Genomic DNA, 15702 nt, shown 5'->3' with positions numbered 1-15702 from the left:
TTGCGTTTAAAATTTAACAGTAAGACCCAGCGAATACACTTTATTGAAAGGATAAGTTCCCTCATTCCTGAAGCCATCCTCCGGATCAAAGTTCCCTCCAAATGTTCCTTTTGAAATGGTAAAAAGATCCTGACCGCTGAAGAATATTCTGGCAGTTTTCATTTTTAAACTGTTGGCAACACTGGCCGGCAGGTTATACCCCAGGGTAATCACCTTAAACCTTAAATAGGCTACATTCTGCATCGTGAGAGATGAAGCGCGATAATCATAACTTCTGATGTCATCATAACCTACACCACCAGGAAGATATCGTGGAAATTTAGCATCCGTTCTCTCTGGCGTCCAGGTCTTTCCATTGTAGTAAGAAAGCGAAGGCCAGTAAAATGTATTTGGGGTAGCAATGTTACCCTCATACCTTACATCTCTCTTTCCTACGCCCTGCAAAAACATCTGAAGGTCTAATTGTTTAAATCCTATGCTAATGTTAGAAGAAAAGGTATACCTGGGAATCAGGTTACCGAGATAAACCATATCACCATTAAGACCCTTTGATTTGTCGCCAAAAGCAGTCAACTTTCCATCCCCGTCAACATCACGATACATTACATCACCAATGGCTACGCGGGCAGGAACACCCGTAAGCTTTTTGTAGTTATCCAGCTGTTCCTGATTTTGAATGATACCCTCGTACACATAACCAAAATAAGACCAGATGCCATAACCTTGTCTGAATTTATTAAGACCTTCCTGATAATTGTCCAGATTTTTCAGTTCCACCAACTTGTTCTTGCTGTCACTAAGCTGTAGCGATACGCTGTAACGAAAAGCACCCACTTGGTCTTTCCAGGTGACTGAGGTTTCAAATCCCTTGGTGACCAACTTTCCCTGGTTTGAGGAAGGTGCGGTACCGCCATAAGTTGCAGGAACAGCAATGTCAACCAACATATCATTATTCGTTTTATTATAATAATCAAACGAAAAATTAAGTTTGGAACTAAGTAGTGCCACATCGATACCTATATTTTTATTTTCAATTGTTTCCCAGGTTCTATCTGTAGACGCTGGATTAGCATTGGCCCCGGTTAACCCCGAATTTGGACTACCTATAGGATAATTTCCACCAATGGAGATCAAGGGTATGTAATCATACAGACCCAACAGCCCAATTTCCTGGTTACCCATTTTACCCCAGGATGCCCTGAGCTTTAACAGATCAAAAGTATTGAGTGACTTGATAAAACTTTCTTCAGATAAATTGTAGGCCAGTGCAGCTGATGGGAATACCGCACTCCAGCGCTTATCCGGTGAGAATTTGGAACTACCGTCAGCACGTGCCGTAAGGTCTAAAACCAGTTTATCCCTGAAAGAGTAACTGAACCTGCCAAAGTACGAGCCTAGTGCCTGATTGCTTAGTCTACCAGTAAAGTTTGCATAAGCAGCTTTCGTTCTGTCAGCAAGATTTAAGGTAAAGATGTCATTGCCTATAAAATTATAACCATAGGTTGTCTGGCCTTCGATTTTGGTTTTTTCAATCGATCCTCCCCCCGTAAAGTTTATTCTATGATCAGCCCCCAGCTGCCTGTTATAGTCAAGGTATACCTGATACAATTTATTTAATGTTTTCAGATTAAGATAAGAGGCGGAATTCGGTGTGTTTCTGATGTCCTGAATGTCACCCACATAATTGTACCTTGTAAAGGTCCTGTTGGTACCATTGTCATTGAGGTAATCCAGTCTTATAGCTGCCTGTCCGATTAATTTAAGTCCCTCTAGAAGGGTGTAATCAGCTTTAAAATTGGTGGCAAACCTGGAGGAGCTTCCACGCTGAGTGCCTGCCTCTTCCAGTGACTGCGCCGGATTTTCATACCCTTGGTAGCCATAGAACTGCCCATTTGGGTTGCGCACCGGCTGATATGGGAACTGGCGGGTAACATTGGTCAGCGCATTTCCAAGCATAGTTGGTGTAATGGTAGACTTATTCTCAAAACTGGTTCTTGTTTCAAAGTTGAACTTAGGGGTCAGTCGAAAATCATAGTTGAGTCGAAGGTTATACCTTTCCGAATTGTTTTCTCCGAACCGGAGTGATCCTTCATCTTTATTGTAGCCCATAGATACTACATAATTATTGTTTTCCCCGCCACCTGATATGGAAAGGTTATGTAGTTGCTGAGTAGAATTTTTATAGATTTCTTTGTTCCAGTCCGTATAACCATAAAAACCAGGATAGCTAGTGATTCCATAATTCCAGCCACCATCAAGTTCTGGTGCTGCATTGGCCCTGATTTTATCAAATACCTCTTGTGGAAACCCATTGATACCAGCGTTACGAAGGCCCTCATCCATAAATTCAGCATATTCCAGCGTGTTCTGAATCTTCCTAAGGTAAGTCGGCGTTTTCAGACCTACTGTACCACTATAGGTAATTTCCGGTTTTCCGCTTTTTCCTTTTTTTGTGGTTACAATGATCACTCCATCTGCCGCGCGCGCGCCGTAAATGGCCGCAGAAGCATCTTTTAGCACAGAGATTTCAGCAATGTCATTTGGATTGATGTTATCAATATCACCAGGGATACCGTCAATCAACATCAGAGGATTACTTTCGTTTACTGAAGAATAGCCACGGATTTTAATGCCGTAGCTTTGATTTCCAGGTTGTCCGCTACCCTTAGTAATTGTCAATCCGGGTACAGTACCCTGCAATGCATCCAGGCTATTGTTAAGCGGGCGATTCTCAAATACATCAGACTTGACCGTTGAAATGGCACCAGTGATTGCCCCTTTAACTCTTGTACCATAGCCCACAACAACAACCTCATTCAGGCTGGTGTTCATCTTACTCATTTTAATCTCGATAGATTGTTGACCGCTAATGGATATCTTTTCGGTACGATAACCTAAATAGGAAATCACCAAAACAAAATTTGGCTCGGGATGGCTGATGGTAAAATTACCATCCTTATCAGTTACCGCCCCTGTCTTTGTTCCTTCAACCATGATTGACACCCCTATCAGCGTTTCATTTGTGGCAGAATCCCTGACAACCCCCTTAAGCACCTGCCATTTTTCAACAGCTGGCCAGAGCGTATTATCCCAACGCCTTTTAGCTGTAATCAGTACCGTTTTATTTCTGATTTTATAGTCAAACGGTTGTTTTTCAAAACAAAGATCCAGAACCTTTTTCAGATCGAGATTTTTAATATCCAGAGTAACCGGTTTAGCATTTTTTAGCGTGGCATTGTTGTAAAGGAAATCAAAATCTGTCTGCTTCTTAAGCTCGGAGATGACATCCGTTATCTGTGCGTTCTGAACAGATATACTTATTTTCTGCGCAAAGCTTTCGGCCCTGAGCTGAAAAACACTAAAAAACAATAACATATAGGTTAGTCTCATCTTTAGGGATATTAGTCGAAACATACAGGAATCCCTCCTGAAAACTATTTCAGTATTTTTTTTATACATTTGGTTGGTTGGTTTTTTAAATTATTCGTTTAGTTTGATCAGACCTCCGCTCCAGTTCACTCTGGCATACCAAGGGCGGCTCAAACGTCCTTGGTTCTTGGTGTCCTAATTTTTCATTAGTAATTACACATCTTACTCCTTTCTTTAGCTTTAGTTATATAAAATTTATTGGCTACTACTGACAATGATATTTCGGTTGGTAACCTGAAAACGGACACCCCCAAGTTCCTGTAGGTTTGCAAGGAGCTCAGACAGGTTTGCATTTCTGGAGAAAGTACCTCCAAACCGGTCATTCCCTAAGCGATTGTTATAGGTAATATCTACATTATACCAACGGCTGATAGTCTTCATCACACTTTTAATATCCTGGTTGTCAAACAAAAAATAACCGTTTTTCCAGGCAATTGCCTGATCGGTTTTGACATAAGCGATTTCAATATCTTTTCCGCTTTCTTTAAGATTCGATTGCTGACCGGGTAGCAGCATTTTGGCTTGACCGGTGGACAACTTACTAATACGAACACTGCCCTGCAATAAGGTGGTGGCAATATCAGCATCCCCTGGATATCCTTTTACGTTAAAATGAGTCCCCAATACACTTACCAACTGATCTCCGGTTTGTACCTTAAAAGGCTGTCGCTTATTATGAGCTACCTCAAAGTAAGCCTCTCCGGTTAAACGTACCTGACGATCTTTCCCATTAGAAGTAATTGGAAAGTAAAGTGTAGATTCAGAATTCATCCAAACATTAGTTCCATCAGGCAGCTTTACCTTATACTGCCCTCCTCTTGGTACATATAAGGTATGATAGGCCATTTTATCTGATGTAACTACCGGATTTTTTTCATTATGGTAGACCAAACTTCCGCTATCCGTTTTAGTAATCAAAACCCCATTCTTGTGGAAAATCGCTCCATTATTACTTTCATCAAGAATAATTTTTGTTCCATCAGCGAGTGTTAGCATTGCTTTGTTCTTTCCTGGCGGTATCGGAACCTGCGCTAGTTCAGCAGGAATCTCTGAGCGGCCGGGGAAAAACTTGTAAAACAAAAGTCCTGTACCAAGCAAAATCAAAATCGCGGCGGCTGATACTTTCCACGACCAGCTAGACAGCTGATGTCTCTTTTGTATATTTTTCCTTTTGTTAAAATTACGATACAACTCTTCTGTCAACTGCTCCTCACCTCCTGCCTGGTTAATCCAATGCTCAATCTGCCCATTGCCAGCACCTAATTTTTCGTACCAGTCATTAAGTTCCTCCAACTCCTCCTCAGTACAGCTGGAAGCCTGATATCGTTCAAATAAATATTGTAACCTTTCGCTATCCATAAATGATCTATCGGGGTGTGCTTATAATGGTAAGACGTACGAAAATTATCCAACCGTTATCCCTTCTTTATTTTTTTTTAGATTCATGTATCACTTGGCTGATTTACCCAATGACAGGGCAGGATAGTAAAGGACAGTTATGATAATTATGTTGCTTATTTTCGTATTAATGGATACAGGCATCTTTCGCCTGCACTGATAATTAATTTTTGAGGATTTTCGTTGACCAAATATAGAGTTATGCCTGTGGAGCTTAGTGATGCAGAATTGATATTGCTATGGCAGAATGGAGCGGATAATGCTTTTGAAGTGCTATACAAAAGGTATGCTGTCGGTTTGCTGTCGGCTGCATTGAGCAAAACCCGGAGCAGAGAGTTATCTGAGGAAATTATTCAGGAAACTTTTTTGACATTATTTACCAGGAAAAAAACGGCCAATCAAATTATCAACCTTTCTGCATTTCTGTATACCATTGTTAAACATAAGATCATAGATCATTACCGAAGAGAAAAACTGTTAAAAAGGTATGAGGAACATAGCTCTCATATTTTTACAGAAACAGACAATTCCACTTTACAGACAATTGAATCCAAAGAACTGGAACAACAGCTGATATTTCAGATAGAAAAGCTCCCGTTAAGATGCAGAAGCGTTTTTAACCTTAGCCGCAACCATCATCTCACGAACAAAGAAATCGCTTCAGAGTTGCATATTTCCGAAAACACCGTTGAACAGCACATGCGAAAGGCACTGAGACTTCTTCGAAGTTATTTCTTTGGTCACACAGAAAGAATTATCATTTTTTGCCTGTTTGTACTCTCTCTTTTTTAGCTTTTAAATCTGTAAACGTATTTCAGTATAGGACATGAACACCCGCTTAGCTATTGCTCACGAGATTGCTTAACAATTGCGAAAGCAATAGCTTAACATACTTTCTCAGGGTTTATCTTTTATAGTCGTCAATAAACCCTTAAGCATTTTCACTTTATCTGGATATTTGGCAGCAAGATTATTTTTCTCTGCCTCATCAGTTTTCAGGTTATACAGCTGCGCCTCTTTTAAACTGCCCATTTCTATGCCCACCAGCTTGTTATAGGCTGGCCCATCACCAGGCTCAATATACTTCCAGCCATCTTTTACTATCGAAAGCGTATTTGCATGTTCTATCAAGACAGACCTTCCCTTTTTAGATTGACCAAGAAATACATCAATGGTATTTTCGCTGTCAGGTGCATCTCCTGCGGGTATCGGCTGGCCGAGCAGTGCTGAGAATGAGGCTAATAAATCAATCTGGCTTACAGTAGCTGCAGAAACCTGTTGTGGCTTTATTTTTCCTGGCCAGCTTACAATAAATGGCACTCTGGTTCCAGCTTCCAATATGCTGTATTTCCCACCCCTAAAAGCACCTGTAGGTGTATGGCCATTTAGTTTGGTCACTGCTTCGTCCTCATAACCATCATCCAGGACGGGGCCATTATCACTTGAAAAAATAATCATGGTATTTTTGTCCAGTCCAGCTTCCTTTAACTGTTTAATAATCTCTCCCACGGTCCAGTCCAACTGTAAAATAGCGTCTCCGCGTAAACCTAAACCACTTTTGCCACGAAACATTGTTGCAGGCATCCGTGGTACATGAGGCTCGGTTAAAGCAAAATATAAAAAGAAGGGATCTTTTTGATTTTTTTGAATAAAATCCTTGGCCTTGATTAAAAAGGTTGAAGAAACCTCCTCATCCACCCAGCGTGCAAGTTTTCCTCCACTCATGTAACCAATACGGCCAATCCCGTTCACAATCGTATTGTTATGGCCCTGCCCTGGCGAAGATTGCAATTTTAACAACTCCGGATGTTCTTTACCCGTTGGCTCATCACCCACTTTCTCTACATAATTAACACTTATCGGATCTTTAGGATCCAATGCAACCACATTATGATTTTCCAGGAAAACAGTAGGGACACGATCGGCTGTAGCCGGAAAGATAAAGGAATAACCAAAACCAACCTCATTTGGTCCAGGCTTAATTTCATTATTCCAATCTTTCGCAACGGCATCACCAAGTCCCAGATGCCATTTACCCACAATACCAGTTTGGTAGCCTGCTTTTTTAAAGAGATTAGGTAAGGTAGTTTTATCGGTAGGTATAATTAATGCGGCATCTCCCGGCAAAATGCCAGTTCCTTTTTTACGCCATGGATACTCACCGGTCATTAAAGCATAACGTGAAGGTGTGCATGTGGCCGAAGTACAATGTCCATCAGTAAAACGGATACCAGATGCAGCAAGTTTATCTAAATTTGGTGTCTTTATTCGGGTAGCACCATAACAACTCAAATCGCCGTAGCCAAGGTCATCAGCATATATATAGATAACATTTGGCTTCTCTCCTCTTTGGGCAAAACTTAAATTAGCCATGAGGGACAATAGAATAACTAATATTTTTTTCATTTTTATTATTTTAGGTCGGGGTTGATAGCACGCTTATACTTTCCCCCCGCCCAAATTACAAAATATTAGATAACGTTCTTTACATCAATAAATCTAGAATTGATATTTAATGTTTCTTTTTCCAGCGCTGAAAAATGTTTAAGCGGGTTAACCATTAGATAAGAAGGCCTTTCTAGGGCGTCTCCAAGGCTTTGATAGGGTAATTAGCCCTACTAAGACCCTAGCAAGGCCCTATAAACGCCCTATCAACGCCCTATCAACACACAAATGTCGGAAGTCTTGTCACGTCCTGATATGGCTATAAGACAAACCCATATGTAGGCTTTGATGCTAGAAAGAGTAATCAATCCCATGCAATCCTACTTCAAATAATGACTTTTATCATTTTTTTTAGTGATCTTTTGTTGTGGAATCCATTGACTCCTTGCCTTAAATTCGCCATAACAAATTAAGACATGAGCACTTCAACTCTTTCTACAACACACTATTCAAACGACGAGATCTATGATAGCCAGCTATCTCCTAGAATGAAGAAGCTCTCCCGTATTCATTGGAGCCCTGTGGATGTAATTATGGCCTCCGCAGCCTTTCTCAGTGATAAACCAAATAGCAAGATCATTGATATTGGCAGTGGTATCGGAAAATTTTGTATTACTGCTGCCCAGCGTTATCCAGATTGTGATTTCTATGGTATTGAACAACGAAGGGATCTCCATGAAATTGCGCTGATGTCCAGGAAAAACAGTCCTTCTGAACTCAATATACACTTCATGCATGGTAATTTCACTGAGCTCGATTTCAGTAATTATAATGGCCTGTACTTTTTCAATTCCTTTGCTGAAAACCTGTACACCTATGGACGAATTGATAATTCTATACAGTATTCAGCAAGTTTGTATAATTATTACGCCAATATCTTTTACAAAATACTAGATAACAAACCAAGTGGAACAAGACTGGTAACTTACCATGGAAGTGATGCAGAGATACCCGCAGATTATCAGTTAATAGAGGCGAGTTTTAACCAATATCTTAAGATGTATATCAAAGAATGACCTATTCCATTAATAAAAAGATGACAATAAATGAGATGGTAGACTCCTTGATTTACCAGATCTCAAGCATGCAAAACTATGCTCAAGTGGAATCTGTGATACTGGATATTTCCAGGATAGCGGCAGTCCATGGTTTACCCGTATCTCAATGCTTCAGTAAATTGGAAATCACTATAGAAGAACTTTCTCCAATGGATTTAACAAGTACACAATGGAGTTGCTTTCGCTATGCTCTGATTTGTCTGCGCGAAAAAGCAAGTATTTTAAGGAAATACAGGCGGTATTAAGAGCACTTTATTATGCTAACTTTGTACACATGAGTTTGGAAGGTCTTTTCCCGATTGAAAAATGGTTGTTCTCTACCCGTTCAGTCCTTAATATGCTTAATGAGCAAGATTATATCTTTTTAATAGGCAAACAGGATATTCAGAAATATAGAAAAGGTGAAATTATATTCAAGGAAGGGATGATGCCCTCCGGACTTTACTATATCCATTCAGGAAAAGTTAAAAAGTATAAAAAAGGGGCTACTGGCAAAGAGCAGATCATTTATGTGGCTAATAAGGGAGAACTAATTGGATATCATGCCATTTTATCTGAAGAACGGCATCAGGATTCAGCTGCAGTGCTTGAAGAAAGTTTAATCAGCTTTATACCAAAAGAAGATTTCTTTGAAATTCTTCAACGTAACCCACAGTTTGCTACGAGTCTATTAAAGGCATTGAGCCATGAGTTTACCGTATTCGTAAACAATATTTCAGCATTTTCCGACGCCTCAGCGGCTGAAAGACTCGCAATTGCACTGATTGTATTCAGAGAAAAATCAAAAGCCGGCCTTTCCTATGGAGAGACAATTGTAATAGATATATCCAGAAGTGATCTTGCTGGTATAGCAGGTATAGCTAAAGAAAATGTAATTAGACTATTGAAGGAGTTTAAAGCTGAGGGTATGATTAAAACACAAGGTCGGAAAATCTGGATACAGGATATTGAAAAACTCGTTCGGAGATCTAATAGAAGTTAAGCTCGGCAAAATTGACCAGGCTAATTCGCAAAAAACTATCCACCTATGCTCAGACATACAGGACAAAAAAGAACCTTTAATCACAATCTCAGACTTGCTATCTTGCTTTGTCTAAATGCAGGATTTATTAACGGTGCTGGCTTTCTGGCATTCAGAGTATTAACGACAAATGTAACAGGACATGCTGCATTATTTGCAGTTAACCTTGCTGAAGCAGATTTTAGAGCCGCAGGTATTGTTGCACTCTGGTTTTTGTTGTTTTTAACAGGAGCATTTACTTCAGGTATATGCATAGAAGCGATTGGAAGAGAAAAATCTTCAGCCTACCTACTACCTATCGGGATCATTATAGCGATATTAGCAACTGTTACCATTTCCTGCCATAGCTACAATAGTTCTCTACATGAAACTGAATATTTTGCAGGCAGTTTACTATTTGCCATGGGTATGCAGAATGCATTGGTCTCGATGATCTCTGGTTCGGTAGTGAGGACCACCCATCTTACAGGGATGTTTACTGATCTGGGGACAGATCTCTCTATCGCCGTTATTCAACCTTTGAAATTAACTGCAAGGATACAACGGCGCATCTTGCTTAGAGTGGTCATTATTACTTCCTTTCTCTTTGGTGGAGTTATGGGTACATTTTTATTCCTGCAATATCAATTTGACGCGTTTCTAATGCCCATTTTTTTTCTAATGACTGCCTTATTCTATGATTATTTCCGCTTTCACGTTATTCGTGTGATGCGTCGTTACAAATAACAATTAAACGTATGCATAAATGCAATCGATCCTAAGGGATCCAGTACGTAAATCATGAATTTACCTACAATAGTAGGTGTAGTTCTAGTCTTCAAAGAAATGAGTTCTATAATATTAACAACTGGTTAAGCTATATTAACATAGTTAGCTCTTAAAATGGAGCATATGCAATTAATTAATCACAACATTACGTTTGGGTGGCTCGGCGTGCAGTAAATGCTTTACAAAAAAATCTCTTTTTCTTCGCCTTCCGTATGCACCACCATCACTGTGCCCCATTCCAGGTATAGATAGTAATTCAAAATCTTTGTTTGCTTTGATTAAGGCATCAGCCAAGCGGTAAGTAGATTCAGGTGGCACATTTTCGTCGGCCTCGCCAACAATCAGAAACAAATCACCTTGTAATTTTGCTGCATTAGTGATATTGGACTGCTCATCGTAATGAGGGCCAACCGGATAACCCATCCATTGCTCATTCCACCATTGCTTATCTATCCTGTTATCATGACATCCGCAAGCCGATACCGCAGCTTTATAAAATTCTGGATGGAACAGCAAAGCGCCCGTTGAATTTTGCCCCCCAGCTGAAGTGCCATAAATACCCACTCTGCTGATATCTGCGTTAGGATATTTTTGTGCCATTGCCTTTATCCATAAAATACGATCCGGAAATCCTGCATCAGCCAGATTTTTCCAACATACGTCGTGAAAAGCTTTTGAGCGGTTTGCAGTACCCATACCATCCATCTGCACAACAATAAAACCCAGTTCAGCAAGGCTCTGCATTTCGCTATAAGGCGTAAAATTCTTGGGTACAAAGCTATCCTGAGGGCCTGCGTAAATATATTCAATAACGGGATAGGTCTTACTATTATCCATTTTCGATGGCTGCCATACTACTCCCCAAATATCTGTTTTGGCATCTCTTCCTTTAGCAACAAATACCTCAGGTAATTTAAGCCCTGCTTCTGTAAAACCAGTGGTAGTACCCCGCTCTAATTCCATGATGCTTTTGGCATCTGCAGTTCTTTTAACAACAGTTACTGGCGCAACATTGATCTGTGAATAGGTATCCACATAGTAGTTTCTGTCGGGAGAAAATACTACCCGGTGATTGCCCTGCTCAAGATTGAGTGCTATCGTATTTTTACCGTTAAAATTAACCCTGTACTGATGTAAAAAATAAGGGTCCTCTTTTTTATTCACACCACTGGCAGTAAACCATATCTCCCTTTTCTCCACGTCAACGCTATCAATATCACGTACTACAAAATCCCCCTTTGTAACCTGAAATTGTTTCCCCGTTAGCGTATTTACCAGATAAATATGGCGATAACCGTCTTGCTCGCTTGTCCAAATTACTTCATTGGTTTTGGGCAGATAGCGTGTGTAAATGCGATCTTCATAAATAAAAGTTTTTGCCTTCTCATCTATAATATTCCTGGTTTTCCCCGTTTGTACATCTACTTCAATCACTCTAAAACGCTGGTGGCCACGATCTACTTTTTCATAGAGATAATATCTGTTGTCATTATTCCGCCAATGCAGAGGTTGTGGTTCAAAAAAATCGATTTGCTCTGTATCTACCTTTATTATCTTCTTAGTTGTAATATTGAAAATAAAAGGCTCGTAACTGGTGAAGACGTCCCCCGGCTGCGCATACTCATGTGATTTTAACTGTCCTCTGGTTGTTCCTGTTACTGCGCTCAGCACATAATAAACACTATCTATCTTCTTTGGATTCACCAGGTATCCTACAACATTTTTGCTATCGGGCGACCAACTGAATTCAGCATAAGGTCTTTTTTCTGTCCCGTCTGTTGTTAACTGGGTTTCTGCTTTACTTTCGGTATCTGTTACAAAAAGATTCCCAGCCTTTAAGCTGAGAACGTTTTTTCCATCCGGGGATAAGAAGCGCGAAGGAGTCCCCTCCCATCTCGATCTTTTTCTTTGTAATGGTTTCCTTGGATCATAATTAACAAAGCTGGTATCTTTAGCTTGTTTGAAACTGTAATCGTCCAAATTAATTTCAAGCCATTTCCCATTTAACTTGAGTGTTAACAGGGTTCCCGAATTGCCAAAAATAAGCCTATCAAATTTTAGTTTTGTAGCTTCCTGCACTTTATCAAAGAACTTATTTGCTATCGTGGCAACTCTGGTATGATCAAAAGCCGGTTTATGTACACTTTCTGTTATATCAGCATAAATAAACTCCCAGTTGCGATCCGCTAAGTTTCTTTTGTACCAAAACGAGTGTCCGTCTGCGTTCCAAAATGGAATTATTTCATTATTTACGGCTACCTTTCTCAACGCACTATCCAGCTGTCCAGCCTGAGAATAGGCTCGTTCCATCTCAGCACCTGATGGACTAAAGGGTTGTAATTGATTTTGTTGAGCTTTGGAACTGAAGGCAATAACTATTAAAAAAAGATAGATACTACTAATTTTCATGTTTATTATTTTTAAATTTTCCAATCACAAAGTAAACCGGGATACCGATCAAGGTGATGATCAATCCTGGCCAGGTGAAACGGGGTTTATATAGGATCAGCAGGACGCAAAAAGCTAACCCCATAATGATATAAATAAGTGGCAAAATCGGATAGCCAAAAGCCTTGTATGGACGTTCAATATCAGGGCGCTTTTTTCTGAGAATAAAAATACCTCCAATTGTAAGCATGTAAAACATCACCACAACAAAGGAGATCATATCAAGCAGATCACCATATCTGCCGCTAAGGCACCATAATGAAGCCACCAAACACTGGATCCAAAGACCAAAGGCAGGTACAGCATTTCTGTTTAAGGCACCCACTTTCTTAAAAAAAAGGCCGTCTTTAGCCATAGAATAATAAACCCTGGCGCCTGCCATAATCAATCCATTATTACATCCAAAGGTAGACACCATGATCATTAGCGCAATAATAACAGTGCCCGATGATCCGAATATAACCTGCGAGGCAGAGACAGCAACCCTGTCTTTATCTGCATGTGCCATGTCGCTGAGCGAAAGTACACCGGTATACATGATATTGGTCAAAATATATAATATGGTGACCATGACCGTACCAAGTGCAAGGCTCAACCCAACATTTCTTTTTGGATTCCTGATCTCACCCGCAACAAAGGTGACATTATGCCAGGAGTCGCTACTAAAAATAGAGCCCACCATAGCAGCGGCAATCGCACCAAAAGCAGCCATTGTAGTATAAGAGCCTACGGCCGACGATCCGGCCAGTGGTTTCAACTCCCAGGCATCTTTCCAGTTACTCTGCCAGATATCTTTTTGCAGAAAAAACAAACCGAATACAATCAAACCGAAAAGGCTCAATAGTTTGGCCATCGTAAAAACTGTTTGTATGGACTTGCCTGCATTAACACCCCGGCTGTTTACGTAAGTTAAAATAATGATAACAACTATTGCGAGCAGCTGTGCCGGCGAAACATGTAAAAACCCAAGATCAATAGCTATATGATCTTCACTAAGCTGAGGTAATAAATAAGCTGTGAACTTTGCAAAAGCCACACCAACTGCAGCAATAGTAGCGGTTTGAATAACCGTAAAAAAACTCCAGCCATATAAGAAACTTATTAATGGATTGTATGCCTCTTTTAAATACACATATTGTCCACCAGCTTTCGGATACATAGCGCTTAATTCGCCATAACTTAAAGCTGCAGTTAGTGTCATAAACCCAGTTATCAGCCATACCACCATTAACCAACCCGAGCTCCCTACATTCCTGGTAATATCTGCACTTACAATAAATATTCCTGATCCGATCATACTGCCGGCAACCAGCATCGTGGCATCAATTAACCTGAGTGAAGATTTAAATCCGGTGGGTTCTTGTTTCATAATTTGTAGAATCTCCATTGGGTTGTAAAATCCCTTTTTAATGGCTGACCGGTTAATGTTGCCCTCACCATTTCCATCGGAATCAGGTTCTCTTTCATCACCCGTTCATGAAATTCATTATAACTCATTTTTCCGCTTTCTACGAGTTCGTTTTTTAAAGCCATCAATTGTAGCCCGCCAATCATATAGGCGACCTGATATAAAGGACTATAGCCACCTTCAAATGACCTCCTGACTTCTCCCTCTGCATTGGCAGGCTCATGACCCACCCGATTAACAAGAAAGTCGACACACTGCCCCGGAGTCCATTTACCTAAGTGATAATTTAGCGAAAATATAATCCTTGCGCAGCGATGCATCCTCCAGAACAGCATACCGATACGCTCTTCGGGGCTTTTAGCAAAACCTTTGTCATACAAAAGAAGTTCCCAATAAAGGGTCCATCCCTCAATTCCAAAGGGCGTAGTAAAAAGTTCCCTGTAATTCTTGTAGCGGCTATTCATATAATACTGCAAATGATGACCTGGGAGTAATTCATGTTGTACGGTACCTCTTGAAAAATATGGATTGTTACCACGCATACTCATCAACTTATCGCCTTCATTCATTGTATTTGTTGGATACGATACACTAATTTCTCTTCCTCCTGTAAAAAACGGATTGACCAGCTGTCTTTCAGCCGACATCATGACCATCCCCCATGTTTCCTCTGCAAGGGCAGGAATTTTAATTAAATTATGTTCTCTTATGAAATCAAGCGCTTCTTTCTGTAGTTGCACAATTAGTTCAGGCTGTTTACCGGGAGCAACAAAGCTTTCTTTGACTTTCTCCTGGGCTTTTTTCCAATCTTTTCCAAAACCCATATCCGCCGAGGCTTTTAATAACTCCTGATCACAAAATGCAAACTCTTTTTCTGCAATTTTAACGAGTTCTTCTGGCGTATAGGGGATCATTTCTGCACTTAATTGCCTGATAAGTTCTGTTTGCCCAATTGGGGTTCCTTTTATTCCGTAGTCACTGTCCTTTTGAAGGGACTCCTTAATGGGTTTCCCAGAAAATAATGATGCATAATTAGTTAAAGCCACGGTTAATGCATCATAAGGTTTAGGCACCCACCAATCGAATAATGGATCATATCCTTTATAAAATTCGTAAAAACCTCTTAGTCTCGTTTTCAAACCAGAAATTGCTTCATTTGCAGTTCCTGATAATTTCTTATTCAATGTTGTCTCTTTTGATAAGGATGCATTTGAAGCCTCCACTACTTTCAGTATTGCCTTAAGCTTTGTGGCCACAGCCTGCCAATCCATTGCCTTCCCCCTTCGTCTTTCCTTTTCTAATGCATAGATATCCTGAGCAAAGGGAATATATTTGAGAATAGCCTGATCGTTAATTTCCGCATTCTCCAATTGACCAATTTCTTTACCGATCTCCTTTTTTAGCAACAGATAATCAACCTTACCATAAATACTAAAAGAATCAAAATCCAGATGTTCCAGTCCTTTAAGGTATTCCTTATGGACTGCAAGCAATCGCTCCCTTTGCTCAGGCGAATAATAAACATGCTCGACTTCGGGATAAGTCCCTTCTATAATATATGGTGAATAGAAATCCTGAATGGCTTTTACATCCCTTTGGTAAGTAATGATTGTGGTTCCCATCTCGCTGGTTTGCTCGTATAGAGCAGAGGCCATTTTTTCCTGCGCAAAAAGGAGCGATGGCAATAAACACATAATTAAGAGTCTGTATAAATGTTTTTTCATAAA

Annotated in this window: 11 protein-coding genes; 5 read left to right on the top strand and 6 right to left on the bottom strand. The window is 40.1% G+C overall.

Features of this window, described 5'->3' with window-relative positions; translation table 11 throughout:
* Positions 1 to 6 precede the first annotated feature (6 nt).
* A complete protein-coding gene (locus AC1DDK_RS05800; RefSeq protein ID WP_477611808.1) occupies positions 7 to 3390 on the bottom strand; it encodes a TonB-dependent receptor in 3384 nt (1127 codons plus the stop codon).
* 234 nt (positions 3391 to 3624) lie between these two features.
* Positions 3625 to 4788 carry a FecR family protein gene (locus AC1DDK_RS05795; RefSeq protein WP_337716778.1) on the bottom strand — a complete coding sequence of 388 codons (1164 nt, stop codon included), beginning with the start codon at positions 4786 to 4788 and terminating at the stop codon, positions 3625 to 3627.
* Positions 4789 to 5010: 222 nt separating this feature from the next.
* Between AC1DDK_RS05795 and AC1DDK_RS05790 the strand changes: the two genes are divergently transcribed.
* The gene (locus AC1DDK_RS05790; protein WP_288879135.1) at positions 5011 to 5619 is read left to right on the top strand and encodes an RNA polymerase sigma factor; all 609 of its coding nucleotides are present in this window, start codon (positions 5011 to 5013) and stop codon (positions 5617 to 5619) included.
* A 105-nt stretch (positions 5620 to 5724) separates the two neighbouring features.
* Here the strand turns inward: AC1DDK_RS05790 and AC1DDK_RS05785 are convergent, their stop codons facing one another.
* On the bottom strand, positions 5725 to 7233 hold the full coding sequence (locus AC1DDK_RS05785; RefSeq protein WP_172660060.1) for a sulfatase family protein: 1509 nt from the start codon (positions 7231 to 7233) through the stop codon (positions 5725 to 5727).
* Between the two features lie 455 nt (positions 7234 to 7688).
* On the opposite strand from AC1DDK_RS05785, the gene AC1DDK_RS05780 reads away from it, so the two are divergent.
* Genes AC1DDK_RS05780 through AC1DDK_RS05765 form a run of 4 tightly spaced genes read left to right on the top strand, consistent with a single transcriptional unit; the run spans position 7689 to position 10077 of the window.
* Positions 7689 to 8288, top strand: a complete 600-nt coding sequence (locus tag AC1DDK_RS05780; RefSeq protein ID WP_172660059.1) for a methyltransferase domain-containing protein — start codon at positions 7689 to 7691, stop codon at positions 8286 to 8288.
* The gene (locus tag AC1DDK_RS05775; RefSeq protein WP_172660058.1) at positions 8285 to 8575 is read left to right on the top strand and encodes a hypothetical protein; all 291 of its coding nucleotides are present in this window, start codon (positions 8285 to 8287) and stop codon (positions 8573 to 8575) included. Before AC1DDK_RS05780 ends, AC1DDK_RS05775 begins: the two co-directional genes overlap by 4 nt.
* Positions 8576 to 8604: 29 nt before the next feature.
* Entirely contained in the window at positions 8605 to 9312 is a 708-nt protein-coding gene (locus AC1DDK_RS05770; protein WP_172660057.1) for a Crp/Fnr family transcriptional regulator, read from the top strand.
* Between the two features lie 45 nt (positions 9313 to 9357).
* On the top strand, positions 9358 to 10077 hold the full coding sequence (locus AC1DDK_RS05765; RefSeq protein ID WP_172660056.1) for a YoaK family protein: 720 nt from the start codon (positions 9358 to 9360) through the stop codon (positions 10075 to 10077).
* Between the two features lie 171 nt (positions 10078 to 10248).
* Here the strand turns inward: AC1DDK_RS05765 and AC1DDK_RS05760 are convergent, their stop codons facing one another.
* From AC1DDK_RS05760 to AC1DDK_RS05750, 3 genes are read right to left on the bottom strand one after another with little or no spacing between them, the layout of a single operon-like run.
* A complete protein-coding gene (locus AC1DDK_RS05760) occupies positions 10249 to 12528 on the bottom strand; it encodes a S9 family peptidase (protein WP_288879132.1) in 2280 nt (759 codons plus the stop codon).
* Positions 12518 to 13936, bottom strand: a complete 1419-nt coding sequence (locus tag AC1DDK_RS05755; RefSeq protein WP_288879131.1) for an APC family permease — start codon at positions 13934 to 13936, stop codon at positions 12518 to 12520. Before AC1DDK_RS05755 ends, AC1DDK_RS05760 begins: the two co-directional genes overlap by 11 nt.
* Positions 13933 to 15699 (bottom strand): DUF885 family protein, encoded by a 1767-nt coding sequence (locus AC1DDK_RS05750; protein WP_337716773.1) that lies wholly within the window; start codon positions 15697 to 15699, stop codon positions 13933 to 13935. The genes AC1DDK_RS05755 and AC1DDK_RS05750 overlap by 4 nt, the downstream gene beginning before the upstream one ends.
* Positions 15700 to 15702: the final 3 nt, after the last annotated feature.

It is taken from the genome of Pedobacter sp. 05T44, from assembly GCF_056395985.1.
The sequence above is the reverse complement of the archived record's forward strand: the minus strand, read 5'-3'. Positions and strand labels throughout refer to the sequence as shown.

Excerpts from the sequence above, each read along its gene's own strand:
- AC1DDK_RS05760 (WP_288879132.1), bottom strand. The coding sequence starts at position 12,528 with ATGAAAATTAGTAGTATCTATCTTTTTTTAATAGTTATTGCCTTCAGT.
- AC1DDK_RS05775 (WP_172660058.1), top strand. The coding sequence starts at position 8,285 with ATGACCTATTCCATTAATAAAAAGATGACAATAAATGAGATGGTAGAC.
- AC1DDK_RS05750 (WP_337716773.1), bottom strand. The coding sequence starts at position 15,699 with ATGAAAAAACATTTATACAGACTCTTAATTATGTGTTTATTGCCATCG.
- AC1DDK_RS05795 (WP_337716778.1), bottom strand. The coding sequence starts at position 4,788 with ATGGATAGCGAAAGGTTACAATATTTATTTGAACGATATCAGGCTTCC.
- AC1DDK_RS05780 (WP_172660059.1), top strand. The coding sequence starts at position 7,689 with ATGAGCACTTCAACTCTTTCTACAACACACTATTCAAACGACGAGATC.
- AC1DDK_RS05785 (WP_172660060.1), bottom strand. The coding sequence starts at position 7,233 with ATGAAAAAAATATTAGTTATTCTATTGTCCCTCATGGCTAATTTAAGT.
- AC1DDK_RS05770 (WP_172660057.1), top strand. The coding sequence starts at position 8,605 with ATGAGTTTGGAAGGTCTTTTCCCGATTGAAAAATGGTTGTTCTCTACC.
- AC1DDK_RS05765 (WP_172660056.1), top strand. The coding sequence starts at position 9,358 with ATGCTCAGACATACAGGACAAAAAAGAACCTTTAATCACAATCTCAGA.
- AC1DDK_RS05800 (WP_477611808.1), bottom strand. The coding sequence starts at position 3,390 with ATGAGACTAACCTATATGTTATTGTTTTTTAGTGTTTTTCAGCTCAGG.
- AC1DDK_RS05755 (WP_288879131.1), bottom strand. The coding sequence starts at position 13,936 with ATGAAACAAGAACCCACCGGATTTAAATCTTCACTCAGGTTAATTGAT.